A 26,577-nucleotide genomic window follows, 5' to 3' on the forward strand; every position below is an offset into this window, starting at 1 on the left:
AGCGCCGGTCGTTCGGACCCATTGGCGAAAACGGGCTATCAATCCCGACTGGTTTTTGACACGATGTCCAGAAATCACATTCTTGACGTTGTGTCAAATATTGAGGAGTGTCAATTGAGGCCGCGCGAATTCGATCATGACGACGTCCTGCGCATCGCGTTCGACCAGTTCTGGCGCAAGGGCGTGCGCGGCGCCTCGTTGTCGGACATCGCGCGCGATGCCGGCGTTCAGCGCGGCAGTCTCTATAACGCTTTCGGAAGCAAGGAGGCGCTATTCCTTCAGGCCTATGCGCGTTACGCCGGCGATTACCTGCTCGGCCTGCAAAAGGCGCTTGGCACCGGCTCGTTGCGCAAGCGCCTGACGGCGTTCTTCGACCTCACCATCACCAATTTCCGCTCCGGCTCGCCGCCACGCGGCTGTCCGACCACGCGCGGGTTGATGGAGCTTGGCGCGGCCGAAGGCGAAGGTCTCGACGAGAATGCACGGAAGGCCTTTGCGAACTTGATATCGCGCATCACCGCGCTGGTTCAGGAGGCAATGTCGGCGGGTGCCGGGCGCGGCGAGTTCAGCGGCGACCCCGCCGCCTCGGCGCTGCACATCATCACGGTGACGCGCGGCCTCGCCGTGCTCGAGCGCGCCTTCGATGACGAACCCCAGTTGCGCAAGATCGCCGCCCACACGATCGACCTCGTGCTCGGCAAGGGCGGCCGCTAGGCGTCAACAGACTGCAAGCGCGCCGACCGCTCGCCTGGCCGCACTCTCCTGCTCGATCGCAGGGACGCTCGCTACGCATTGGCGAGGCCCAAGGTGCACTCATACCGAAATCAGGTCGGTCCCGTTGTCCGACTCGCAGGCGATGCCGAAGATCCCATGTCGGGAACCCGAATGCTTAAAGCTTTGCTAAGGGAGAGCAGGATAATCTGGCATATCTGCCCCGCCAAATCTTGCGAGCACCGATGATTTTCTCCCGCATCAGTTTCAAGCTGGTCCTCATTGTTGGCATCAGTCTTGTCGGCATGATCGCGCTGGCGCCGATCGCGCTGTCGACCTTGCGCAGCCAGATGATCGCCGACCGCCAGGCCAAGACGCAGCACATGGTCGATGTCGGCTACGGCATCCTGGCGCACTACCAGAAGCTCGAGAGCGACGGAAAACTCACGCGCGAACAGGCCCAGGCCGGCGCCATGGCGGAGATCAAGAGCCTCCGCTACGACAAGGTCGAGTATTTCTGGATCAACGACATGACCCCGAAGATGATCATGCATCCGATCAAGCCCGAGCTTGACGGCAAGGATCTCGCGGCAATGAAGGATCCGTCCGGCAACGCGCTGTTCCTCGGCTTCGTTGACGTCGTCAAGAAGCAGGGCGCGGGCTTCTACAGCTATCTTTGGCCCAAGCCGGGCTTCGAGCAGCCGGTCGCGAAGATCTCCTATGTGAAGGGCTTTACGCCGTGGGGCTGGATCATCGGGACCGGGATCTATCTCGACGACGTCGACGCCGTGTTCCGCCAGGATGCGATGACCTTCGGCCTGGTGTGTCTTGCAGTGTTCGTGCTCGTGCTCGGCGCCTCCTTCGTGATCGGCCGCAGCGTGACGCGGCCGCTGGCCAAAATCACTGATCTCACTGAGCGCCTCGCTGCCGGTGACAGCGCTTTCGAGGTGCCCTACACCAACCGCGCTGACGAGGTCGGCGGACTCGCCAAGGCGCTGGCCGTGTTCAAGGACAATGCGTCGGCTGTGGGCCGGATGCACGCCGAGCAGCAGGAGACGAAGCAGCGCGTCGACGACGAGAAGCGCAGGACCATGGCCGATCTCGCCGGCAAGTTCGAGGCGAGCGTCCAGGCCGTCGTCCGCGACGTCTTCAACGAGGCGCGCGCGATGCAGCAGGCCGCGCAAGGCATGTCGGAGACCGCCGATAAGGCGACCGACCGCGCCAGCTTCGTCGCCACCGCCTGCCAGCAGGCCTCGAACAATGTGCAGACGGTGGCGTCCGCCGCCGGACAGCTGTCGGCCTCGATCACCGAGATCAGCCAGCGCGTTGCACAGGCTGCGACGGTCGCCGACAAGGCGGCCGCCGACGGCCAGCGCACCAACGACACCGTGCAGGGGCTCGCTCAGGCCGCCCACAAGATCGGCGAGGTCATCGACCTCATCAACCAGATCGCCTCGCAGACCAATCTGCTTGCGCTTAATGCGACCATTGAAGCCGCGCGCGCCGGCGAGGCCGGCAAGGGCTTTGCGGTGGTCGCGAGCGAAGTGAAGTCGCTGGCGAGCCAGACCGCAAAGGCGACCGACGAGATCGGCGCGCAGATCACCGCGATCCAGGCCGAGACCAACCAGGTCGTCGGCAATATCGAGAGCATCCGGGCCACCATCATGGAGGTCAACGAGATCTCCTCGTCGATCGCAGCCGCGGTCGAGGAGCAGGGTGCCGCGACGCAGGCCATTGCGCACAGCGTGCAGGAAGCGGCCTCCGGCACCGACCAGGTCTCGCAAAACATCTCCGGCGTCACCGATGCGACCGCCGAGACCGGCCAGGCCGCGGGCCGCGTGCTGCAATCGAGCGGCCGGCTGACCGAGAAGCTGCAATCGCTGGAGAACGAGGTCAGTGCCTTCGTTGCCGGCGTGCGGGCGGCCTAGTATGGTTGGGGGATGGCTTCGTCCCCCCACCGCATCCTCCTGATCAATCCGAACAGCAACGCGGCGACCACCGCGATGATGGTCGCCATCGCGAAGTCCGCCGCGGCCGAAGCTTTCGACATCATCGGCGCCACGGCAACGCGCGCGCCGATGATGATCGTCTCCGCGGACGCGTTGGAGGCCGCCGCGTCTGAGGTCGAAGAGATCGCGCTCGCCCATCAAGGTTCCTGTGACGGCATCATCGTCTCGGCGTTCGGCGATCCCGGCCTCGCGGCAATCAAGGCGGAGATGAAATTGCCGGCGGTCGGCATCGGCGAGTCCTCGATGCTGGAAGCGGCCGAAGGTGGCCGCCGCTTCGGCGTCGCCACCACGACGCCGCTGCTGAAGGCGAAGATCGACGCGCTGGCCGACGCGCTGGGATTGCGCTCGCATTACACCGGCTGCCGCTTTGCCGGCCGTGATCCGCAAGAGTTGATGCGCGATCCCCCACGATTGCGCACGGCGCTGGCGGGCGCGGTCGAGGCCTGCATCGAGCATGATCGCGCCGAGGCGGTTATCATCGGCGGCGGCCCGCTGGGTGAAGCTGCGCGCGACCTGCAGCCGATGTTTGCCGCGCCTGTCATTGCGCCGGTCCCGTCTGCCGTGGCGCGGATGATGCGGCTGATCAATACGTAGTTTTTCCGCGTCGCGGCATCGGCCGTGACGTGGAGAACTGTTTTCCTTGACATGACCTCTGCCGTGCTCGACCTGTAACGATGTCGATGGGCGGCCCGCGCATGCCCGGCGAACAAGAAAAGCAACACGGGACAACGTCATGAGTGCAGGCCTCAACGAAAAGGATTACCTCGCCACCTTGCACGGGCTGTGGGAGAAGGCGTGGCCCAAGGGCCTGCCGCGCTCGCCCAACTATCTGCACGGCGAAGTCCCCTTGACGGAATATCTGCGCGCCTGGGCCAAGCAAAGCCCCGATCGTCCCGCAGTGATCTTCTACGGTCACGTCACCACCTACGCTGATCTCGACCGGCAGAGCGACCGCTTTGCGGCGCTGCTGCAGGCGAAGGGCGTGCGTAAGGGCGATCGCGTCGCCGTCTTCCTGCCGAACTGTCCGCAATTCCACATCGTGTTCTTCGGCATCCTGAAGCTCGGTGCGGTCCATGTTCCCGTGAGCCCGCTGTCGCGTGCGTTCGAGCTCTCCTATGAGCTGAACGACACCAAGGCCGAAGTGATCGTGGCGCTCGACCAGCTCATTCCTGTCGTCGAGCAGGTGAGGGGCGAGGTGAGCCTGCGCGAGATCATCGTCACCAGCTTTGCCGATGTCGTGCCCGTCACGCCCACCTTTCCGACGCCGGATTCGATCCGCACGCCGCGCATTGCGGTTGCAGGCGCGACCGATCTTCTGCCTGCCCTTGCCGCGCTTCCCGCACCCGTGCCGCTGCCGCCGCCCGGCCTCGATGAGGTCGCCGCGCTCAACTACACCGGCGGCACCACCGGCATGCCCAAGGGCTGCGTCCATACCCACCGCGACATGGTCTATACGGCCGCCGCCAATTACGGCATCTCGCTGCTGGCGGACGAGAGCAGCACCTTCCTGTCGTTCTTCCCGGAGTTCTGGATTGCCGGCGAAAATCTCGGTTTGATCTTCCCGCTGTTTTCAGGCGCGACGCTGGTGCTGCTGGCGCGCTGGGATGCCGTCGGCGCGATGGCCGCGATCGACAAGTACAAGGTGACGATCACGGCGATGCCCGTCGACGGCGCGGTCGAGTTGATGGACCATCCGCGCTGGAGCGAGTTCGATCTGTCGTCGCTGCAACAGGTCCGCGTGGTCTCCTTCGTCAAGAAGCTCAACGCCGACTATCGCGAACGCTGGAAGGACCTCACGGGCACCATCCTCATGGAGGCGGCCTGGGGCATGACGGAGACCCACACCTCCAACACGTTCACATCAGGTTTCCAGGACGACGATTTCGATCTCAACAATCAGCCGATCTTCGTCGGGCTGCCGGTTCCCGGCGCCGAGTTCAAGATCACCGATTTCGAGACCGGCGCGCTGCTGCCGCTCGGTGCGGAAGGCGAGATCCGCGTGCGCACGCCCTCGCTGCTCAAGAGCTACTGGAACAAGCCGGAGGCGACTGCGGAGTCGCTGATCGACGGCTGGCTGCGCACCGGCGACATCGGCGTCATCGACAAGGACGGCTTTCTGCACTTCCTCGGCCGCCGCAAGGAGATGCTGAAGGTCAAGGGCATGAGCGTGTTTCCGCCGGAGATCGAGGCACTGCTCGGCCAGCATCCGAAGGTGCTGGGCTCCGGCGTGGTCGGTCGCGACGATCCCGACAAGGGTCAGGTGCCGGTGGCCTATATCCAGCTCAAGCCCGAGGCCGTCGGCACCGTCTCCGGCGAAGATATTCGCGCCTGGTGCGCCGAGCGAATGGCCGTCTACAAGGTGCCGGAGGTGCGCATCATCGACGCGCTGCCGTTGACCGCAACGGGCAAGGTGAAGAAGCAGGACCTCAACCCGAACCAGCCTGCTGCAGCCTGAGCGAGAGAGACGATGTCGTTCAAGAAACTCCTGATCGCCAATCGCGGTGAGATCGCCATCCGCATCGCGCGCGCCGCGGCCGACGCCGGCATCGCCACGGTCGCGATCCATCCCGCTGAAGATGCGCTCTCTCTGCATGTGCGCGTCGCCGACGAGGCGATCGAAATCCCCGGTCGCGGCGCACGGGCCTATCTCGATATCGAGGCCGTGGTGAAGGCGGCGAAAGGCGCGGGTTGCGATGCGGTCCATCCCGGCTACGGCTTCCTCAGCGAGAACGCGGCGTTCGCGAAAGCCTGCGCCGATGTGGGCATTGTCTTCGTCGGGCCGAAGCCGGCCGCGCTGGAACTGTTCGGCGACAAGGTGGCTGCACGGCAATTGGCAAAGCGTTGCGGCGTGCCCATCATCGCCGGCACCAGCGGGCCGTCGTCGCTGGAGGAGATCACCGCGTTCTTCACCTCGCTCGGCAGCAATGCGGCGATCGTCATCAAGGCGATGGCGGGCGGCGGTGGCCGCGGCATGCGCGTTGTGGAGAATGCTTCCGATCTTGCGGAGGCCTATGCGCGCTGCCAGTCCGAAGCCAAGGCGGCGTTCGGCTTCGATGGCGTCTATGCCGAGCGGCTGATCCGTCAGGCGCGCCATATCGAGGTGCAGATCATCGGCGACCGTCATGGTGCGATCTCGCATCTCTGGGAGCGGGAATGCACCATCCAGCGCCGGCATCAGAAGCTGATCGAGGTGGCGCCGAGCCCGTCGCTCAGCGACGGCTTGCGCGGCCGTATCATCGAGGCGGCGAAGCAGTTGGCGGCGGCCGCGTCGTACGACAATCTCGGCACCTTCGAATTCCTCATCGACGGCACCGCCGAAGATAGTTTTGCCTTCATCGAGGCCAATCCGCGGCTTCAGGTCGAGCACACCGTGACGGAAGAGGTGCTCGGCCTCGACCTCGTCCGTGCCCAGCTTGCGATTGCCGCTGGCAGCTCATTGGCTTCGCTGGGCCTCTTGCAAAGCGGGATTCCCAAGCCGCGCGGCTACGCCATGCAGCTACGTGTCAACATGGAGACGCTGGACGAAACGGGGGCGACGCATCCGACCGGCGGCGTGCTCGCCGTGTTCGAGCCCCCGTCGGGCCCCGGCGTCCGCGTCGACAGTTTTGGCTATGCCGGCTACAAGACCAGCGCGGCCTTTGACTCGCTGCTCGCAAAAGTCATCGTGCATACGCCGGGCGAGGCCTGGCACGACGTGGTCGCAAAAGCCTCGCGCGCCCTGCGCGAGTTCCGGATCGACGGCGTCGTCACCAACATCGCCTTTCTGCAGGCGGTGCTGGCACATCCCGACTTCAAAACCAACCGCATCGCGACCGATTTCATCGATCGCAATATCGCCAAGCTGGTCGAGGCGGCGGACGGCGCGGCCAAGCCGCTCTATTTTGCGGCGGCCGAGCGTGGCGGCGCGCATGCCGCCGAGGCGCACGTCGCGCAAGCGGTTCCCGAAGGTGCCGTGATGGTCGCGGCGCCCTTGCAGGGCACCATCGTCACCATTCAGGTCAAAGAGGGCGAGATCGTGCGCCCTGGCCAGCAGCTCGCCGTGATCGAGTCCATGAAGATGGAGCATCTTGTCATGGCCGAGCAGGGCGGCCGGGTCATGAAGCTCGCCGCGGGCGACGGCGTCACGCTGCTTCATGGCGAGCCGATCATGTATCTCGAGCCGCTCGATGTCGCGGCCGATCATTCGGCGGCGGAAGCCGATGTCGATCTCGATCATATCCGCCCTGATCTTGCCGAGTTGATCGCCCGCCAGGCGAATACGCTCGACGAAAACCGCCCGGCTTCGGTCGAGCGCCGCCGCAACACCAACCAGCGCACCGCGCGCGAGAACGTCGCACAGCTCGTCGACGACGGCTCGTTCATGGAATACGGCAGCCTCGCCATCGCGGCGCAGCGGCGCAGGCGCAAGCTCGACGATCTCATCAAGAACACGCCGGCCGACGGCCTCGTCATGGGCGTTGCCACCGTGAACGCCGAAAAATTCAGCCCCGAGGCCACGCGCTGCATCGTCGTGGCCTACGACTACACCGTGCTCGCGGGCACGCAGGGGCACATGAACCACAAGAAGATCGATCGCATGCTGACCCTTGCGGAAGACTGGCGCGTGCCGCTGGTGTTTTACGCCGAAGGCGGCGGCGGCCGGCCCGGTGACACCGACCGGCTCGGCATGACCGGGCTCGACGGCCCGTCCTTCGTGCAGTTCGCAAGGCTCTCCGGCCTCGTGCCAGTCATCGGCGTCGTCTCCGGCTATTGCTTCGCCGGCAACGCCGCGATGCTCGGCTGCTGCGACGTCATCATCGCCACCAGGAATGCCTCGATCGGCATGGGCGGCCCCGCCATGATCGAGGGCGGCGGCCTTGGCGTCTATCATCCGGCCGAGGTCGGCCCAGTCTCGTTCCAGTCGCCGAACGGCGTGATCGATATCCTGGTCGAGGACGAGGAGGAGGCGACCTCGGTTGCGCAGAAATACCTCTCTTACTTCCAGGGCGCAGTGAAGGATTGGGAGGCTGCCGATCAACGCCTGCTCCGGCGCGCCATCCCCGAGAATCGCCTGCGCGTCTACGACATCCGCAACGTGATCGATCTTGTCGCCGACAAGGACAGCGTGCTGGAGCTGCGCCGCGACTACGGCGTCGGCATGATCACCGCGCTGATCCGCATCGAGGGCAAGCCGTTCGGCCTGATCGCCAACAATCCGCGCCATCTCGGCGGCGCCATCGATGCCGATGCCGGCGACAAGGCCGCGCGGTTCCTCCAGCTCTGCGATGCCTTCGATCTGCCTGTTGTCTCGCTCTGCGACACGCCCGGCTTCATGGTTGGGCCGGAAGCGGAGAAGACCGCGATCGTCCGCCACGTCTCGCGCATGTTCGTCACAGGCGCAAGCCTCACCGTGCCGCTGTTCGGCATCGTGCTGCGCAAGGGCTACGGACTTGGCGCGCAGTCGATGATCGGCGGCGGCTTCCATGCCTCGTTCTTCACCGCGGCCTGGCCGACCGGCGAGTTCGGCGGCATGGGCCTGGAAGGCTATGTCCGCCTCGGCTTCCGCAAGGAGATGGAGGCGATCGCCGACCCCGAGGAGCGTGAGACTTATTACCGCAACAAGGTCGCCGAGCTCTACGCCAACGGCAAGGCGGTCTCGATCGCCTCGGTGTTCGAGATCGACAACGTCATTGACCCCGCCGAGACGCGGCGCTGGATCATGGCAGGCCTGCGCTCGGTGCCGAAGCCGCCGGTGCGGACGGAGAAGAAGCGGCCATGCATCGACACGTGGTGAGGGCGGTGCAGCAATAGCCTGAGCTGACAGCGAAAACCGGTTCCCGATTGACATCCCCGCCTGTGGTGCCAGACTTTGCATCATAATACAGGGTGGAGACGTCTGCGATGGCCAGCCTTTCGGCCTCGAACCATGTCGCCCGTGTCTTGTCCGTGGCCAATCATGCGGCCGACGTCGACGCATCGTCGCGCATCGAGAACTCCTGGCGGCGCTGCCTGATCAGCCACAGGCTCGATCCCGCCCGTCAGGGCCCGCCGCAGACGCTCACCGAAGCCGAGATCCGCCACGTCGCCGAGCCGATGGAAGAGACCATCCGGCAGCTAACGCCCGAGCTCGACGATCTCGCCCGCGTACTGCGCGACGCCGGCTATTGCGTCAATCTGGCCGACGCCAACGCGACCATGCTGTTCAGCCGCCTGCCTGGAGAGGCCGACGCGCGGATGTTCATGGACTGGAAGATCTACACCGGTTCGAACTTTGCCGAGACCTTCGAGGGCACCAATGGTCTCGGGACCTGCCTTGCCGAGCAGAAGCCGATCCTGGTGCATCGCGACGAGCATTTTCGTGCGCAGTGGCACATGTTCTCCTGCGCGGTGGCGCCGTTGTTCGACCAGGCCGGGCGTCTCGCCGGCGCTGTGAACATTACCTCGTGCCGCGAGGATCTCGAACGCGCCGCGCATCAGCTCGCGCTCGCGGTGACCATGGAGGCGACGCGGCGGATGGAGGGGGCGATCTTCCGCGATCACTTCCGCAACGCCTGGATCGCGACCGTGCCCGGCGATGGCGGCAGCGGCCTGCTCGCCTATGACGAGGATCGTCGCATCGTCGGCGCCTGCCGCTCCGCCCGCGCACTGCTCGGCCTCACCGACGGCTTGATCGCCTCGGGCATCGACCTGTCGCGCTACATCAAGCTCGATCATGCGCGTAACGTCGACGAGGTCGTCGAGCTGCGCCGCGCCGACGGCCGTCCGCTGGGTCAGAGCCATGTCTCCCCGCCGCTGCGCGCAAAACCCTCTCCGCTCGGGCAAGATGCGCCCGTCGATCGCTTCGATGCGCTGCATCGGCTCGCCGGTCGCGATCCCGGCCTCATCAGAAGCGTGAAGCGCCTCCGGAGCATCGGCGATCACAATCTGCCGGTGCTGCTGCACGGCGAGACCGGCGTCGGCAAGGATGTGTTCGCGCGCGCCATCCACGCGGCCAGCAACCGCGCGCGCAACAATTACGTCGCGCTGAATTGCGCGGCGATGCCGGAGAGCCTGATCGACGCCGAGCTGTTCGGCTACGAGGCCGGGGCGTTCACCGGCGCGCGGCGCGATGGCTCGAAGGGCCTGATCGTGCAGGCGGATGGCGGAACGCTGTTCCTGGATGAGATCGGCGACATGCCGATCGCGCTGCAGACGCGCCTCTTGCGCGTGCTGGAAAATCGCGAGGTCTGGCCGCTCGGAGCGCTGAAGCCGGTGCCGGTGGATATCCGCCTGATCAGCGCAACCCATCGCGATCTCGGCCGCATGGCGGAGGAGGGGGCCTTCCGCGCCGATCTCTATTTCCGCCTGCGCGGCATGGAGGTGCGGCTGCCGGCGCTGCGCGAGCGCGCTGACAGGGATGACATCATCGCCCAGATCGCGCGCGAGGAGGCGCCGAACTGCCGCCTCTCGAGCGAAGCCTGGGCGCTGCTCTCGGCCTATCCCTATCCCGGCAACATGCGCCAGCTCCGCCATGTGCTGCGGCTCGCCGGCTGTACGGCGGAGGATGGCGTCATCACCGACGCCGATCTCGATCTGCCACCGTTCGGCGGGAGGGCTGCGGAGACTGATCTCGCAGCTGCCGAGCGCGCGACGATCGTGGAAGCGCTCCGCCAGCACGGTGGCCGCGTGACGGAAGCAGCGCGTGCCCTGAAACTCAGCCGCGCGACGTTGTATCGCAAGATCAAGCAGCTGAAGATCGAGACCGCGCGGTAGCGTTCGATCGCGTACGGCGGACGTTCTTCTCCTCTCCCCCTGTGGGCCTGTCGCGCAATCCATCAATTGTGTGTTTGAGAATGCCGGTGTTGTCCTCAAGCGTGGCACGGCGCTGACGCGGCCTTAATCGAGGAAGTATCGGAATCCCTCGAGCTCCAGCACGATCATGCGCAGATGCCTGCGCTTGGCCTCGATATGGGGCGCGTCACAGCCGACTGTCAGTACTTACGTCTCTTCGTGGCGAGCCTGACACCGGCCGACGATTGATCTTGTCAGCCCCACGCGCTCCACTCCGCTCCCACGGTGCGGGCGACTGTATTTCCGAAGGGATGGAAGTCGGACATAATTGCAATCCAAGGTTGAATGGCCGAATAGCAGTCGTACTGCCCTAACGCATCTGTGACCAGCGGCAGTGAGCCGGTTCACACACAAAAAGCCCAGCGTCGCCTAAATCAACGAATGCATTCTTCGGTCCACGCACAACTGTCGTCGACCGCGAATGATTTTCTGACAAAATATTTGGGTGTGCTGATGAGTATTGATCACGCGGCCGGCTGCAGCGGCCTTTCTACCCTGTTCAATTCCAGACGCGTCAGGTCAAGATGCACAAAAGCGGTAATGTTTTCCGGATGTTTGGTTGTCAACCTCATCTCAATGACCGGTACGGCGTCCGCTCACGTGAAGTGGTTCGTGCCATGCATCGTGTCCGACGATCCGCTGCCGGTTCAGGCAGTATTCACCACCATTTTTTTTCTGTTCTTGGCGCTGTTTCTCGCGATGTTTTATCTCGCCTGCGCGGCAGAGCAGACCACGTTCGGGCTCATGCTCTCAAGATTTCTGGATCACGTGACCGAGCCTCTGCGCCGTCGCGTCGATGACCTCTTGCGAGGGGCCGCGGCGGTGTTCTTCGCTTTGTTGTGGGCTCACGGTGGGCTCATTCTCACCCCGGAACTCGAAGCAAACAGTATCTGGCTCTCGGCCATTCAGTTGCTCATCCCGTTGTTTTTGGCCGCGCGGCCCACACTCCCGGCGGCGGGGGCAGCCATACTGCTGCTCTATGGCTATGGTGCCGCCTGCTATGGTCTGTTTCACATGCTGGACTACCCGGTCTTTCTGGGGCTCGGGGTGTGGTTCGCGCTTTCTGTATCGCACGACGCCAAACTGCTTGCTTTTCGTTCTGATTTCCTGCGGTGGACTGTCGCCCTGTCCTTGTTATGGCCGTCGATGGAGAAATTTGTGTACCCGGCCTGGGTCGCGGCGATCGCGGTAAATCATCCAGAGTTGACCTTGGGTTTCGATGTCTCGACTGTCGTTACCGCCGCCGGGATTGTGGAATTCGGCCTGGCTTTCGCGCTGTTCTGGACACCGTTGGTCCGACGTCTTTCCGCGCTTGCCTTGGTGCTGCTGCTTACCGCCGCAACTCTCGATTTTGGCAAGGTGGACGGCATAGGTCATTTGATGATCGTCGCCATACTTTTCGTGGTGTTCGCGGATCGAGAAGATCGGCCTGTCCAGTATCGTCCCGCGCTCGCTCCGCTAGTTAGCAGTATGGCTTTGCCGGCCACGCTCCTTCTCTACACCGGGGCTCACACGCTCTCTTACGCATCTTTGAGCGCCCCGATCGAGCCGCTCGCGGGCGGCGCGGCATTGCTGCTCCTCATCTTCCTTTGCCTGCGCCGGTTCACGGGACATCCGACCAACCGACGCGATAAGAGCGAACAGGACCCTGTCCGCCAAGTACCGCTCCGCGCAAGCATCCTGGTGGTTTCGCCCGATGCTGCGCCCGAAGTGGCGTTTGGCGGTGTCGCCCTGGCGGCTGTCGTGTTGATTGCGTTGGGCCTGCACGGCCATGAGTTGAAAGTTCCGCCCTCGGGCGCAAGCGTAGCACCTCGGCAGCAGCACTCGACATGAGCACCAGTGGCTAGCCTTTGCCTCTCCCCGCAAGCGGGGAGGGCGCGCACTGCCGATGCCTGCTCACGAAAAATCCGTCCAGCTCAAATGCCTCGAGTCGAGGTCGCCGACCGAAACGGTCTCACGTGTCTCCTGCGGCGTGTGGAAGCTGCTGCGCAGATATACCAGCGGCGTCGCCGTAGCCGAATGCGCGGCGCCCCGCACCTCGCCGACGAAGATCGAATGCGTCTTGGTCTCGAACTCCTGCGCCAGCACACAGTCGAACGCGGCGACGGCGTCCGTTAAAACCGGCGCACCGGTTGCACCCCGCGTCCATTGCCCGAACGCAAAACGGTCGTCGCCGTTGACGCCCTTCTGGCCGCTGAAGGTCAGCGCCAGCAGGGCGTGATCTTCGTGCAGGAAATTGACGGCAAACGCGCCTTCCTCGCGGATGCGGGCATGGGCACTGGCGTTGCGGTTGACGCACACGATCAGCGACGGCGGATTGTCCGACAGTGAGGTCGCCGACGTCACGGTCAGCCCGGTGCGCTTGCCGTGTTCGGCACCAACAGTGACGAGAGCAACTGCGCCTGCGCATTGGCGCATCGCCTGCTTGAAATCCTTTGCGTCGAGAGGTTTGGCGTCGGCCGTCACGCGGAAATCTCCGAAACAGTAGCGGGTGCGACACGTTCGCGCCGCACCCGCCATGCGTCAAGCCGCCTTCTTCGCGGAGCCGAGATGCTTCAAACGCGGCATCACCTCGTTCTTCAGCAGCGCGAGCGAGTGGTGCCAGGCTTCCGGCTTGTGCTTGTAGTCGAAGCCGAACACGCAGAGCACGCCGAAGCCGCCGACCTCGTCGTAGATCTTCTCGATCTTCTCGGCCACGGTCGTGGGCGAGCCGACGATCCAGTTCCGCTTGGCGCAATATTCGACCGTGACGTCGCTATCGGGCACATCAGGTGCATGCTTCAGATAATCCTTGAAGCCGAAATGGCCGAGCAGGGGCAGGAAGTACTCGCTCATCATCCGGCCCATCATGTCGCCGGTCGAGAGCTTCCAGGCCTCCTCGTCGGTGTCGGCCACGAACACCTCGCGCACCAGGCGCCAGTCCTGCCGGTTCGGTTTGCGCCCAGTCTTGGCCGCACCGATCTCGACCGAGTCCCAATGGCTGCCGACATAGGCCGGGTTGAGATTGAGGCTCATCGGAATGAAGCCGCGCTCGCCTGCAAGCTTGAGCGTGTCAGAGTTCTTCGACAGCCCGGCAACGCCGATCGGCGGATGCGGCGCCTGCAGCGGCTTGATGTGCGGCTTGAGGAAGTCGAACATCGTGTCCGGCTTGGTCACCGTCCAGAACTTGCCCTTGTAGGTCCAGGGCGCCGGATCGCTCCACATCTTCAGGATGATCTCCAGCGCCTCGCGGGTCATGTCGCGGTTCTGGCCGCTCATGCCGTCGACGTTGAACATCGCCCAGTCGCTCGGCAGGCCCGAAGCCGCCACGCCGAAATTGAGCCGGCCCTCGGAGAGATGATCCAGCATCGCGACGCGGTTGGCGAGCTCGGCCGGATGGTGATAGGGCAGCAGGAAGCCGCCCGGTCCGATGCGCAGGCGCTTGGTCTGCATCAGGGCCTGCGCGATCAAGAGGTCCGGTGTGGGATTGGGTTCCCAGGGCGCGGTGTGGTGCTCGCCGATCCAGGCTTCCTGATAGCCGAGCTCGTCGAGCCAGCGCAGGACCTGCAGGTCCCAGTCATGTCCTTCCTTCAGGCCGCACTCCGGCGGATGCGAAGGCATCGTGAAATAGCCGATCTCCATGGGTTTCCTCATCTGATGTTGACGCGTCTTGCTGCGCGTTCGCTGGCTTGAACAGGAACAGCTTCAGCAAGCGGTGTGCCAGCGTGGGATGCGCCCGACCCACGCGAGAAAACGCTGGTTTAGGGCGGCAATTGTCGATATTCCCGGGGCAGATTTGCAAGACCCGTCTCATCGTCGCGAGACGGCGTCTCAGCGGTGAGACGAGGATACGATTCGAAATGACCGAACCCGCTTATGTCGCGGTGGACTGGGGCACCAGCAGTTTCCGGCTCTGGCTGGTCGATCGCACCGGTAAAGTGCTGGCCGAGCGCCGCAGCGATGAAGGCATGCTGGCGGCGGCCAAGGCCGGCTTCCCCGGCGTGCTGCAAGCCCATCTTGCTGCCGTGAGCGTGCCCGATCATCTGCCGGTCCTGGTCTGCGGCATGGCGGGCGCCAAGACTGGCTGGGTCGAGGCCGGCTATGTCGACACGCCGGCGCCGCTCTCGGCGATCCTGAAGCAGGCCGCCCGCGTGCCAGGCGAGGCGCGCGACATCCGCATCCTGCCCGGCATCGCGCAGCGCGACACCAAGGCGCCCGACGTGATGCGCGGCGAGGAGACGCAATTGCTCGGCGCGCTCGGTCTCGAGGCCGCGGGCGAGGCGCTGGTCTGCATGCCCGGCACCCATTCCAAATGGGTGCGGGTCAAGGACGGCACTGTTGCGCATTTCTCGACCTTCATGACCGGCGAACTCTTCAGCGTCGTCTCGCGCGAGACGATTTTGTCGCTCGCGGTCGCCGGCGCAAACGAGGCCGAGGATGCCGCGAGCTTCAAGTCGGCGGTGAAAGCCGCATTCGAGGCGCCAGCTTTCGCCGCCAATCTTCTGTTCACTGCGCGATCGCGGCAGCTGCTGTTCGGCGGCACGCCGGCTGCGGCGCGCGAGACATTGTCGGGCACACTGATCGGCGTAGAGCTCGCGGCGGGCCTCTCCGGTAGCGTGCCGAAAACCGGCATCACGTTGATTGCATCGGGGCGGCTCGCGGCGCTGTACCGGCAGGCATTCGATGCGCTGGCGGTTACCGTGAACCCGATCGATGCCGATGAAGCGGTGCGCCGCGGCCTGTCGATGGCGGCAGCTGCGATCTGGACGAAGTAGAAGGATCCTTGAGATGAGCGTTCCCTTTCCGCCGATGAAGCGCCCCCTGGTCGCGATCCTGCGCGGCGTCAAGCCGGAGGAGACCGAAGCGATCGTCAGTGTGCTGATCGAGGGCGGCATGACCGCGATCGAGATTCCCCTGAACTCGCCGGATCCGTTCCGCTCGATCGGCCTTGCAGCAAAGCTCGCGCCTTCAGGCGTGCTGATCGGCGCCGGCACGGTGCTGACCACTGCAGAAGTCGATCGTCTCAATGACGTCGGCGGCAAGCTGATGGTCTCGCCGAATGTGGATACGCAGGTGCTCGCGCGTGCACATCAGTATGCGATGGTGACGCTGCCGGGCGTGTTCTCGCCGACCGAGGCGCTGCTCGCCGCGCGCTCCGGCGCATCGGGCCTGAAGTTCTTTCCGGCAAGCGTGCTCGGCGCTTCCGGCATCGCCGCAATCCGCGCCATCCTGCCGGCCGGTGTAATGATCGCTGCCGTCGGCGGCGTCTCCGACCAGAATTTTGCGGAGTACATCAAGGGCGGCGTGACGGCGTTCGGGCTCGGCTCCAGCCTCTACAAGCCTGGCATGTCGGCCGCCGATGTCGCCGCGCGCGCAAAGGCGACGATCGAGGCCTACGATCGGGCGATTGCGAAAGACTGACGCGGCAATAAACAAGCCGTGATGCCGTCACGCTCGTGCGTTGTCCTATCTTGCTGCTATAGCGAGATCAGGAGTCCGACATGGCGATCAACAACATAGCCGATCTGTTCGTGGCAACGCTCGAACAGGCCGGCGTCAAGCGCATCTATGGCATTGTCGGCGACAGTCTGAACGGTTTCACCGAGGCGCTGCGCCGCCGCGGCACCATCGAATGGATCCACGTCCGCCACGAAGAGGTCGCGGCGTTCGCGGCCGCCGGCGAAGCCGAGATGACCGGCAGCCTTGCGGTCTGCGCGGGCTCCTGCGGCCCGGGCAATCTGCATCTGATCAACGGCCTGTTCGACGCGCATCGCAGCCGCGTGCCGGTGTTGGCGATCGCCGCGCAAATCCCCTCGGCCGAGATCGGCGGCGGCTATTTTCAGGAAACCCATCCGCAGAACCTGTTTCGCGAATGCAGCCATTATTGCGAGCTGATCTCCGATGCGAGTCAGCTGCCTTTCGTGCTGGAAAATGCGATCCGCGCGGCCGTGGGCTTGCGCGGCGTTGCCGTCGTCGCGATGCCCGGCGATGTCGCGTTCCGCTCGCCGCCGAAGCGCGCACTGTCGACCAATCGCGGGTTGTCGCTCGCGGCACCCAAGGTCGTTCCTCAAGCCGATGAGCTGAAGGCGCTCGCCGACCTGTTGAATAGCTCGGAGCGCATTACCCTGTTCTGCGGCCGCGGCTGTGCCGGCGCGCATAAGCCTTTGATGCAACTCGCAGAGATCTTGAAGAGCCCGATCGTGCACGCACTTGGCGGCAAGGAGCATGTCGAATACGACAATCCCTATGACGTCGGCATGACCGGCTTCATCGGCTTCTCCTCGGGCTACGCCGCCATGCACGCCTGCGACGCGCTGGTGATGCTGGGCACCGACTTTCCCTACAAGCAGTTCTTCCCCACTGATGCGAAGATCGTGCAGATCGACATCCGTCCGGAAAATCTGGGCCGGCGTACCAAGATCGATCTTGGCCTCGTCGGCGACGTCAAGCTCACCATCGAGGCGCTGTTGCCGCTGCTCGAGGCCAAGACGCAGCGCAGGCATCTCGACGACGCCGTCGCGCATTACAAGAAGGCCCGCGAGGGCCTCGACTCCCTCGCCAAGGGCACGCCCGGAGCCAAGCCGATCCATCCGCAATATCTGGCAAGGGTCATCAGCGACCACGCCTCCGAGGATGCCGTCTTCACCGCCGATGTCGGCACGCCCACGGTGTGGGCGGCGCGCTATCTCGCCATGAACGGTCGCCGCCGGCTGATCGGCTCCTTCGTGCACGGCTCGATGGCCAATGCCATGCCGCAGGCGATTGGTGCGCAGGCCGCGCAACCCGGCCGTCAGGTGATCTCGCTGTCGGGCGACGGCGGCTTTACCATGCTGATGGGCGACCTGATCACGCTGACGCAGATGAAGCTGCCGGTGAAGATCGTCGTCTTCAACAACGGCGTGCTCGGATTCGTCGCGCTGGAGATGAAGGCCGCCGGCTTCGTCGACACCAATGTCGATCTGGAGAATCCCGACTTCGCCGCGATGGCGCGTGCCATGGGCATCTTTGCGAGGCGCGTCGAGGACCCCGGCGAGCTCCCGGGCGCGACGAAGGAGATGCTGGCCCACGACGGCCCGGCGCTGCTCGACGTCGTCACCGCCAAGCAGGAGCTGTCGATGCCGCCGACCATCACGGCCGAACAGGTCAAGGGCTTTAGCCTGTGGGTGCTGCGCGCGGTGATAAGCGGCCGCGGCGACGAGGTGATCGACCTCGCCAAGACCAACCTGCTATCGCGCTAACGCTCTTTATTTGAGCATGATCTTGACGGAAAACCGCTTCGCACTTTTCCGGATCATGCTCAGCCGCGCTTCACCGACGGCGCGGGCAGCTGCTCATGGCGGCGCTGGAAGCGCTGCCAGTGCAGCACGAGGCCGATGATGGCAGCCGGCACGAAGCCGAGCAGCAGAAGCCAGAGCGGCAATTCCTTCGGCGAGATGAAGGCGATGGCGATGTCAGAGATCAGCCAGAGCGCAGCGAACATCACCGCAAAATCCGTGCGCGGGCAGCGCAGGTAGTAGAACACGGCGGTGATGACAATTGCGGGCGCGATCGCAACCGCGATCATGACTGCCGTCAGTTCCTTCGGCGTCACCGCGTCGAGCACCATCGAGGCCAGCAGCCAGATGGCGGCGAACATGGCGATGATGTCGATCGGATGCCGCAAGCGAATACCTCTCGATGGAACGCGCTATGGTGGGGCCCCAACCTTCGACGTCGAGCCCGGTCCGTCAAGTAAAATACGCCTATTCCTCGTCGCTTCCCGGCGCCGGACGCAGCATGAAATGACCGAAGGCGGACGCGATCGGCTTGGCGGGATCGTCCTGCCAGGCCCGCGCCTCGAAGGCGACGATACGCCTTCCCTGTTTTACGATCGAGACATTGGCGATCGTGTCCAGCGCCCGACCGGAGCGTAAGTAGTTGATAGTGAGTCCGATTGGCTTGGGCAGCGTCGCGATCCCGAGCTCGCGCCGAACGCCAAAAATCGCCGTGGTCTCGAGGAACGCGCCAGTCATGCCGCCGTGGATCGCGGGTAGGATCGGGTTGCCGATGATTTGCGGCGAGAACGGCATTATCAGCGTGCCGTCATCGTTGACACGAATGCCGAGGGCGCGTGCGAACGGACTGCGCGCGAACGGACCCTCCGGATCATCAGGCGCTTCCAGCGTCGGGATGCTGCGTGTGTCCATCCGGCGATCAGCCAGCATGTTGGTGCGGTTGGCACCGATCATGAAGCAGCCGGTCGCGGTCGCCACCGGATCGTCCTCTGACTCCTGGTATGCGGTGGAGCGCACGAAGGCGATCGAGCGCGTGGTGCGGTAGCAGACTGAATGCGCCTTGATGGCAAGCCCGGGCGTCGCCGGCTTCTGGTAGTCGATGCGCAAATCGAGCGTTGCGATCGCGCTGCTGCCGTCAAGCGCAAGCTGCACGGCCATGCCGCAGCTCTCGTCCAGCATCGCGGTGACGACGCCGCCATGCAGCACACCGGTTTCGGTGTCGCCGACGAAGACAGGGCGGTAGGGCAGGCTTGACCAGGCCTCAGCAGGCGCGAACCGGTCGAGCTGGAGCCCGCTGATATGGCCGTAATCGGAACGGCGGCCCTTGATGGCCTCGGCGAGTTCCTCGAACGGAAGCGTAGCGGCTGATGTAGACATGGAGATGTTCTAGACCAGTCGGGCGCCGCGCAAAACCCCGCTTGCGCCGCTGCGCGGCAGGTTTGGCCTCGACAGGGCCCGCTGAAGCAACGATGGTGGGCATCCGTTCCCTGCCCGCGAGGAGTACCCCATGGCCGATCCCGAAACACCCGCCGCCAATCAGGGGCCCGTCACCATTTCCACCTCGAGCTCGGAACGGGCGCCGATCATCTATTTCGACGGCGCATCCTGCTTCGGCCATCACAACGGCGCGATCCAGATCGAGCTGGCCGCAAATCTCCTGATGCCCATCGGTGCCGCCGTCAGGGTCGACGTGGTCCAGACCGCGCACCTACGCTGCAGCCCGGCCGCGGCACTCGCCTTGCGCGAAGCGCTCGACAAGGCGCTTGCGATGCTCAAGCTCGGCCAGCAGCAACCGGACGAGGCGATCCCGACGGTGAAGAACTGAGCAGGAACTGAGATTGACAGTCATCCGGCTTTGAGTCACTTTTCGTGCAGGTTGATACGACCTGCCGGTTGCACCCTCCGTGGTACGGTGAATGTATCGAGCCATCATCGGCCCCCTTTGCCCGAGCGACCGGGTCAGCAACGCAACCACCTGACACACCTGGATCGCTCATGCAGAGGAAGAACCGATGCGCGATTTTCGCGATGCCAAGGCTATGGCGCAGACCTTGCGCGAATCCCTGACCACCAAGGCCGTCACCATCAGTCACAGCGAAAGCCTCGAACTGGTGTCGCGGATGCTCGGCATTGCCGACTGGAATACGTTGTCGGCGCTGCTTCACGCGGAGCGGGGTGATCTGTCGGCGCCGCCTGCGAAGCTCAAGACGACAACGGCGTACTATCCAGCCGTTCCGCTCCGCGATCTCGTTCCGTTTCCGAACGCGACTTATCCCATGTTTGTGGGTCGCGAGAGCACCATCCAGGCTCTGAACCAGGCGTTTGAGGGCGGACGTGAGGTCGTGCTGGCGATCCAACGCGAGGCGGGTGTCGATGATCCCCGATTTGCCGATGTCTACGAGATCGGTGTTCTGGCCCAGCTGCTCGAACTCGAACCGCTTGGCGATGGTACGTTCAGAGTGCTGACTCGGGGACTTCGGCGTGTTGCGATAGGCAGCTTTGCCGTTGAAGCGGCTGCCTATCGGGCTGAGGCGGCGGACGTCAGCGAGGCAGCGGTTCGCGATGCCCGGGATCTGATCCGAAGCATCTATCAGCGTTTTCAGGACTACACGGCGGCGCACGGAATATTGGTGCCGGATATCTGGCTGTTCTTTGACCAAACCCGTGATCCCGGGCAGATCGCGGATATCGTCGCGACGCGAATGAAGTTGCCCATCAAGGACAAATACCAGCTTCTGGCGACGCTCGATCCCATGAAGCGGCTCGAGCGGATCGAGGCGTTACTCGACCTGCCGCAGCGCCCGGTTTCGGCAAGTTACATGGCCACGAAACGAAAGGCGCTCGAGTACGCTGATCGGCGTCGCCATCAATACGCGACGCTCGAGCATCTGCTGCTCGCCCTGACCGATGATGCGGACGCCTCCGCCGTGATGCGCGCCTGCGAGGCCGATCTTGGCAAGCTGAGACAAAGCCTGACGCAGTATCTCGACAACGAGCTCAAGCACATCGTGACCGAGGGCGGAAGCGCCGTGCCTACGCCGGCGTTCGAGCGCGTCGAGCAGCGCGCCGCGCTTCACGCCCAGGAAGTCGGCGATCCCGCAGTGACCGGCGTCAATGCCCTCGTCGCTCTCTTTCCGGAGACGCGAAGCCCTGCGGCCCGCATGCTCGCCGAACAGGGCGTGTCGCGCTTTCGCGTAGACAAAGCCATTGTACGAAATGCCGCCAAGGACAAAGGCTAGCGCGCGCGGCGGCGGCTTACGCCTTGGTCACATGCACCGACGGCGTCTTGCCGCCGTTCCACTTGCCGTCCAGCGCGCGCTCGATCTGGGCGGCGAGTTGCAGCAGCAGGCCGTCATTGGCCTGCTTGGCGATGGCCTGGATGCCGAGCGGCAGGCCGTGGTCCTGGGCGGCCATCGGCAGCGAGATCGCCGGCATGCCGCAGAGATTGCCGAGCGGCGTGAAGGCGAAGAAGCGCCAGAGATTGTCGAACCAGTCGAGCACGTCAGGATTGTCGGAGAGGGTGAGATATTGCTTCGTGCCCACTTTCGGCGTCGGCAGCGCCGTGATCGGCGTCAGGATCACGTCCCACTGCTCGAAGAAGCTGCCGAAGCCGCGCGAGGTCGTGTTGAACACGGCCTGCATCTTCGCACGGTCGGCGAAGCTGGTATGAAGCCCGGCTTCCCAGATCCGGATGTTCATGGGCTCGATCAGATCTTCCGGCGGGCGCTCCAGCCCGCGCGCGGCGAGCATGTTGGAGATCACGACCGAGAAATTCGAGATGTAGCAGGTGGTCTGCGCGGCGAAGGCGGCGCGGAAATCGAGTTCGGGCAGTGCGTAATCGACGTGATGGCCGAGGCCTTCCAGGAAGCGACCAGTCTTCTCCAGCTCGGCGGCGATCTCCGGCGTCGCGGTGTAATCGCCCCAGGTGTGCGACAGCGCGATCCGCAGCTTCGATGGATCGCGCTTGATCATCTCGCTGTAAGGCTGCGCTGTGGTCCAGAACGGCATGAACTCGCCCGGCGCAGGCCCGCGGGCATGATCGACGAAAGCCGCTGTATCGCGCACCGAGCGCGACTGGCAGCCCTGGATCGAAACGAGACCGGTGAGATCGGACATGTGCGGCGCCAGCGAGAACACGCCGCGCGAGACTTTCAGACCGATATTGCCGTTGACGCCGGCGGGAATGCGGATCGAGCCGCCGCCGTCGGTTGCGTGCGCGATCGGCACCACGCCGGCCGCCACCATCGCGGCGCTGCCCGCCGACGAACCGCAGGTGGTGTAATCGGTATTCCAGGGATTGCGCGTGACGTAGACAGCCGGATTGTCGGCCGAAGAGCACACCCCGAACTCCGGCGTCGTCGTGCGCCCGATCAGATTGAGTCCTGCCTGGCGGAATTTCCCGGTCAGGAATGTGTCGGCCGCGGCGCGATTGCCCCGCATCAACAGCGAGCCCATCTCCTGCAGCCGGCCCTTCATGGTCGGCCCGAGATCCTTCATCAGGAAGGGCAGGCCGGCGAAGGGCCCCGCGAGATTGGCGCCGTCCTTGGCGGGGTCGGCGATCACGTCATCGAACAGCTCGACCACGCCCGACAGCGTCGGATTGACCTTGGCGACGGCGGCCGCGGCCTGCCGTGCCAATTCCTTTGCCGTCAGCTCACCCTTGCGGACGCGTGCCGCAAGGCCAACGCCATCGTGCTGCGCCCATTCGTTCCAGCTCATCGGCAAAGTCATGAAGTCAAAATCCCCTTGGATAGCGGCGCCACCTTTTTCGCAAGGACCCGCGTGAATCAACTGAGCCGGCGCGAGGGGCAGGGTTGCGCCGGGCGGAGGGGTTGCCTCTCAATCGGAGAGCCGCGCGATCACCGCAACCGGGCCGCCGCCGGCGGGGCCCTGGTGCTCGGCGCCGCCGGAGACGTAGACCGCGCCGGTAGCCGCAAGGCCGGCGATCAGTCCGCCGACCGCCGCGCGGGCGTGGCGTGTCGAGCTGATGTCGGTGTCCTCGAGCATTGTGTGGCGGAGGCCGCGCACGGTGCCGTCAGGCGAAGCCTCGGCCTTGGCGAGCACGTTGACGAACTCGCGGCCGGCTTTTGCCGGCGCGCCAAGTCCGACACTAAGTCCGACGCTATTCAGCGCTTCTGTCACGGCAGCAGCATCGATCGCATCGCTCATCACGGCATGGCCGATCTCGAATTCGCTCGCTGATGCCCCCGAATTGCCGAGCACGATGACGACGTTGTGCATCAGCTCGATCCCTGACGAGGTCGAGGCCACCTTCGAGAACAGATCGTAGCGCCGCAGCACGTCCTCGTCGCGGACGTCCGCGGCGATCTCGCCGAGCGCGACTGCAACGCCGAGCGCGGAAGCGCCGCGCGAATAGGCCATCGAGCCGTAGGCGCTGATCGTCGCCGTCTTGTGGCCGCGCGCGGCGGCCGCCTCGACACGCTCACTGGTGAGCAGCGGGCACTTGATCTGGACGAAATGGACATCCGAAGCATCGCTGATGCCGGCATCTTCCATCGCGGCCTTCACCGCTTTGGCGGTCTCGGTGATCTGGGCGGAGCGGCCGAGCTCTTCGGGCAGGAAATCCCGGGTTTGCGCCATGCCGATGCTCAGGCGCTTGCCTGACATGTTTGCCGGGCGCTCCGCCTCGCGGCGCGTGAATACCGTGATGTGTGGGCTGAGCACGCCCTCGGTCCCGCCGGACATCACGAAGGCGATGCGTTGCTCGACCGCGTGCGGCGTCAGGCCCAGCTTCGGCGCCAGCGCCGCGCAAAGCGCGGCGACGGCATATTCCCGGGTGAAATCGTTGACGCCGCCATTGCCCTCGGTCTTGCCGAGGATGGCGAGAATGGAGGCGGGATCAATCGCGCCTGAGCCGATCAGGCTCATGAGGCCGGAGACGTCGCCGGGACCCTTGGTGGCGATCTTGAAAACGCCGACCGACGTGGTGCGCATGGATGGTCCTCGTGGGCAGTTCGGTGGTCCGGCGCGCCCAACAGCCGTGGAAGCGGGGTGGATGTCAATCCCTGATGTTGTCCTGGCGAAAGCCATGTCCAATGCATAGAGGTCGAACACATAGATCATGTTGTTTTGGTCTCGTGCCCCGGACGCAGTGCAGCGCCCCTTCGGCGGTGCGCAGCAACGCAAGAGCGTTGCAGCGTGTCCGGGACACGAGCGCCAATACCCGCGACACCCCCATGATTGTGGCGAGATCGCATCGGTCTGGCAAAAAATCCTCTGTCGACGGTTGCGCGCCGCACCTTGATGAATCAACCTTGGTTGGTCCATAAGCGGCGTCCCGCGGCCCGATTTCGGTTTGCGTCGCGTGCATGGATGGAGAGGAAATCTCGCGTGGCAAATATCAACCAGAAAATTGCGCAGGAGCTTGGGGTACGGGCGGAGCAGGTCGAGGCGGCGGTGACGCTGCTCGACGGCGGCGCCACGGTTCCCTTCATCGCGCGCTACCGCAAGGAAGCGACCGGTGCGCTCGACGACGCGCAATTGCGCACCCTGGAGGAGCGCCTGGTTTACCTGCGCGAGCTCGAAGACCGCCGCAAGGCCATCCTCGAATCGGTCCGCGAGCAGGGCAAGCTCGATGCCGCGCTGGAAGACTCGATCATGGCCGCCGACAGCAAGGCGCGCCTCGAAGACATTTATCTGCCGTTCAAGCCGAAGCGCCGCACCAAGGCGGAGATCGCCAAGGAAGCCGGCCTCGAGCCGCTCGCCAACCAACTGATGGTGGAACCCGCCAATGATCCCAGGATCGTCGCCGAAGCCTTCATCAATGCCGAGAAGGGCGTTGCCGATGCCGTGGCCGCGCTCGATGGCGCCCGCGCCATCCTGGTCGAACGCTTCGATGAAGACGCCGATTTGATCGGTGCCTTGCGTGAGGAGATGTGGACCAATGCGCGCATGGCCTCCAAGGTGCGCGACGGCAAGAAGACCGAGGGCGAAAAATTCGCCGACTATTTCGACTTCTCCGAGCCGCTGACGAAACTGCCGTCGCATCGCATCCTCGCGATGTTCCGCGGGGAGAAGGAAGAGATCCTCGATCTCCAGATCCAGGCTGAGGAAGCGCCGCCCGCCGGTGTTCCGGGCGCCTACGAGCTGAAGATCATGAAGCGGTTCGGCATCGCCGACCTCAAGCGCGCTGGCGACCGCTGGTTGATCGACACGGTGCGCTGGGCTTGGCGCACCAAGATCCAGGTGCACCTCAATATCGACCTGCGTATGCGGCTGTGGAACGCGGCCGAGACTGAAGCCGTGCGCGTGTTCGCCTCGAACCTGCGCGACCTGCTGCTGGCCGCGCCCGCCGGCACCCGCGCCACCATGGGCCTCGATCCCGGGTACCGCACCGGCGTCAAGGTCGCCGTGACAGATGCGACCGGCAAGGTGGTCGATACCGCCGTGATCTATCCGCACGAGCCGCAGCGGCAGTGGAACGAGTCGCTCGCGATCCTGGGCAAGCTTGCGATCAAGCATCGCGTCGAGTTGATCGCGATCGGCAACGGCACCGCCTCGCGCGAGACCGACAAGCTCGCGGGCGAGCTGGTCAAGGGCCTCGCCGAGCTGAAGATGTCGAAGATCGTGGTGTCGGAAGCCGGCGCCTCGGTCTATTCCGCCTCGGCCTTCGCCTCGGAGGAGTTGCCCGGCCTCGACGTCACCCTGCGCGGTGCGGTCTCGATCGCCCGCCGTCTTCAGGATCCGCTCGCCGAGCTCGTCAAGATCGAGCCCAAGGCGATCGGCGTCGGCCAGTATCAGCACGATCTCGGTCAGGCCAAGCTGGCCAAATCACTCGATGCCGTGGTCGAAGACTGCGTGAACGCGGTTGGTGTCGACGTCAACACGGCCTCCGCGCCGCTGCTCGCGCGCGTGTCGGGCGTCGGCTCGGGCCTCGCGCAAAGCATCGTGGCCCATCGCGATGCCAACGGACCGTTCAAGTCGCGCAAAGCTTTGAAGGAAGTGCCGCGGCTTGGGCCGAAGGCGTTCGAGCAGTGCGCAGGCTTTTTGCGCATCCTCGGCGGCGAAGACCCGCTCGATGCCTCCGGCGTCCATCCGGAAGCCTATCCGGTGGTGCGTCGCATCCTTGCAGCGACCAAGAGCGACATCAAGGCGCTGATCGGCTCGAGCGAGATCGTGCGTACGCTGAAGCCGAAGGATTTCGTCGACGAGACCTTTGGTCTGCCGACCGTCACCGACATCTTGAAGGAATTGGAAAAGCCCGGTCGCGATCCGCGTCCGGCATTCAAGGCCGCGGTGTTCAAGGAGGGCGTCGAGGAGATCAAGCATCTCCAGAAGGGCATGATCCTGGAGGGTACCGTGACCAATGTCGCGGCCTTCGGCGCCTTCGTCGACATCGGCGTGCACCAGGACGGCCTCGTTCACATCTCGGCGATGTCGAAGAACTTCATCAAGGATCCGCGCGAGGTGGTGAAGCCCGGCGACATCGTCAAGGTCAAGGTGTTGGACTTCGAGGTCGCCCGCAAGCGCATCTCGCTGACCCTGCGCCTCGACGACGAGGTCGGCGCCAAGAAGGACGCCCCCGGCATGCAGCGCGACAACGGCGCGCGCAATCCGGCGCGTATGATCTCCTCGGCCCCGCGCAAGCAAGAATCCTCCGACGGTGGCGGCGCGCTCGCCGAGGCGATGCGCCGCGCCGCGGAGAAGAATAACGGCAAGCGGGCGTAACTCCTTAACCTCTCCCCGCTCTTTGCGGGGAGAGGGCATGCATCCTGACTTCGGCGTCAGAATCTGGCGCCTTTGTAAGTTGAAGGAGCCTGTCCCTTCCTTTCATC

19 protein-coding genes are annotated in these 26,577 nt (G+C 64.6%); 13 read left to right on the forward strand and 6 right to left on the reverse strand.

All coding sequences use genetic code 11. The features are described 5' to 3' along the window. The first annotated feature begins 114 nt into the window (after positions 1–114). From L6637_RS23280 to L6637_RS23310, 7 genes are all read left to right on the forward strand, one after another. Complete coding sequence (locus L6637_RS23280; RefSeq protein WP_237872040.1) at positions 115–714, forward strand: TetR/AcrR family transcriptional regulator; 600 nt, start codon at positions 115–117, stop codon at positions 712–714. 242 nt (positions 715–956) lie between these two features. Next, positions 957–2,639 (forward strand): methyl-accepting chemotaxis protein, encoded by a 1,683-nt coding sequence (locus L6637_RS23285; protein ID WP_237865974.1) that lies wholly within the window; start codon positions 957–959, stop codon positions 2,637–2,639. Positions 2,640–2,651: 12 nt separating this feature from the next. Next, a complete protein-coding gene (locus L6637_RS23290) occupies positions 2,652–3,314 on the forward strand; it encodes an aspartate/glutamate racemase family protein (protein ID WP_237872042.1) in 663 nt (220 codons plus the stop codon). Between the two features lie 139 nt (positions 3,315–3,453). Further along, a complete protein-coding gene (locus L6637_RS23295; protein WP_237872044.1) occupies positions 3,454–5,175 on the forward strand; it encodes an AMP-binding protein in 1,722 nt (573 codons plus the stop codon). Positions 5,176–5,187: 12 nt separating this feature from the next. Then, complete coding sequence (locus L6637_RS23300) at positions 5,188–8,493, forward strand: acetyl-CoA carboxylase family protein (protein WP_237872046.1); 3,306 nt, start codon at positions 5,188–5,190, stop codon at positions 8,491–8,493. Positions 8,494–8,600: 107 nt separating this feature from the next. Beyond that, entirely contained in the window at positions 8,601–10,451 is a 1,851-nt protein-coding gene (locus L6637_RS23305) for a sigma-54-dependent Fis family transcriptional regulator (protein WP_237872048.1), read from the forward strand. A gap of 459 nt (positions 10,452–10,910) precedes the next feature. Then, positions 10,911–12,362: a hypothetical protein gene (locus tag L6637_RS23310; RefSeq protein ID WP_237872050.1), complete on the forward strand. Its 1,452-nt coding sequence runs from the start codon at positions 10,911–10,913 to the stop codon at positions 12,360–12,362. 63 nt (positions 12,363–12,425) lie between these two features. Here the strand turns inward: L6637_RS23310 and L6637_RS23315 are convergent, their stop codons facing one another. Both L6637_RS23315 and L6637_RS23320 read right to left on the reverse strand, forming a co-directional pair. Next, entirely contained in the window at positions 12,426–12,995 is a 570-nt protein-coding gene (locus L6637_RS23315; protein WP_237865979.1) for a flavin reductase family protein, read from the reverse strand. A 57-nt stretch (positions 12,996–13,052) separates the two neighbouring features. Then, on the reverse strand, positions 13,053–14,150 hold the full coding sequence (locus tag L6637_RS23320; protein ID WP_237865980.1) for an LLM class flavin-dependent oxidoreductase: 1,098 nt from the start codon (positions 14,148–14,150) through the stop codon (positions 13,053–13,055). Between the two features lie 218 nt (positions 14,151–14,368). On the opposite strand from L6637_RS23320, the gene L6637_RS23325 reads away from it, so the two are divergent. The 3 genes from L6637_RS23325 (at position 14,369) to poxB (ending at position 17,746) form a co-directional block, all read left to right on the forward strand. Continuing rightward, positions 14,369–15,283, forward strand: a complete 915-nt coding sequence (locus L6637_RS23325) for a 2-dehydro-3-deoxygalactonokinase (RefSeq protein ID WP_237872052.1) — start codon at positions 14,369–14,371, stop codon at positions 15,281–15,283. Positions 15,284–15,296: 13 nt separating this feature from the next. Then, positions 15,297–15,929 (forward strand): 2-dehydro-3-deoxy-6-phosphogalactonate aldolase, encoded by a 633-nt coding sequence (locus L6637_RS23330; RefSeq protein WP_237865982.1) that lies wholly within the window; start codon positions 15,297–15,299, stop codon positions 15,927–15,929. Positions 15,930–16,009: 80 nt separating this feature from the next. Continuing rightward, positions 16,010–17,746 carry a ubiquinone-dependent pyruvate dehydrogenase gene (poxB, locus tag L6637_RS23335; protein WP_237872054.1) on the forward strand — a complete coding sequence of 579 codons (1,737 nt, stop codon included), beginning with the start codon at positions 16,010–16,012 and terminating at the stop codon, positions 17,744–17,746. A gap of 59 nt (positions 17,747–17,805) precedes the next feature. Here the strand turns inward: poxB and L6637_RS23340 are convergent, their stop codons facing one another. Further along, positions 17,806–18,171, reverse strand: a complete 366-nt coding sequence (locus L6637_RS23340; protein ID WP_237872057.1) for a hypothetical protein — start codon at positions 18,169–18,171, stop codon at positions 17,806–17,808. A 79-nt stretch (positions 18,172–18,250) separates the two neighbouring features. Then, entirely contained in the window at positions 18,251–19,159 is a 909-nt protein-coding gene (locus L6637_RS23345) for a PaaI family thioesterase (protein ID WP_237872059.1), read from the reverse strand. Between the two features lie 130 nt (positions 19,160–19,289). Here L6637_RS23345 and L6637_RS23350 point away from each other — a divergent pair, with 130 nt between their 5' ends. Beyond that, positions 19,290–19,607, forward strand: coding sequence for a hypothetical protein (locus L6637_RS23350; protein ID WP_237865986.1), 318 nt, complete (start codon positions 19,290–19,292; stop codon positions 19,605–19,607). Positions 19,608–19,794: 187 nt separating this feature from the next. After that, positions 19,795–21,021, forward strand: a complete 1,227-nt coding sequence (locus L6637_RS23355) for an LON peptidase substrate-binding domain-containing protein (RefSeq protein WP_271607379.1) — start codon at positions 19,795–19,797, stop codon at positions 21,019–21,021. A 16-nt stretch (positions 21,022–21,037) separates the two neighbouring features. Here the strand turns inward: L6637_RS23355 and L6637_RS23360 are convergent, their stop codons facing one another. Continuing rightward, on the reverse strand, positions 21,038–22,513 hold the full coding sequence (locus tag L6637_RS23360; protein ID WP_237872061.1) for an amidase: 1,476 nt from the start codon (positions 22,511–22,513) through the stop codon (positions 21,038–21,040). 108 nt (positions 22,514–22,621) lie between these two features. Continuing rightward, positions 22,622–23,737 carry a cyanuric acid amidohydrolase gene (atzD, locus tag L6637_RS23365; RefSeq protein ID WP_237872063.1) on the reverse strand — a complete coding sequence of 372 codons (1,116 nt, stop codon included), beginning with the start codon at positions 23,735–23,737 and terminating at the stop codon, positions 22,622–22,624. 396 nt (positions 23,738–24,133) lie between these two features. Between atzD and L6637_RS23370 the strand changes: the two genes are divergently transcribed. After that, positions 24,134–26,470, forward strand: a complete 2,337-nt coding sequence (locus tag L6637_RS23370) for a Tex family protein (protein WP_338076863.1) — start codon at positions 24,134–24,136, stop codon at positions 26,468–26,470. Positions 26,471–26,577 lie beyond the last annotated feature (107 nt).

This window comes from Bradyrhizobium zhengyangense (genome assembly GCF_022012435.1).
Taxonomy (GTDB): domain Bacteria; phylum Pseudomonadota; class Alphaproteobacteria; order Rhizobiales; family Xanthobacteraceae; genus Bradyrhizobium; species Bradyrhizobium zhengyangense.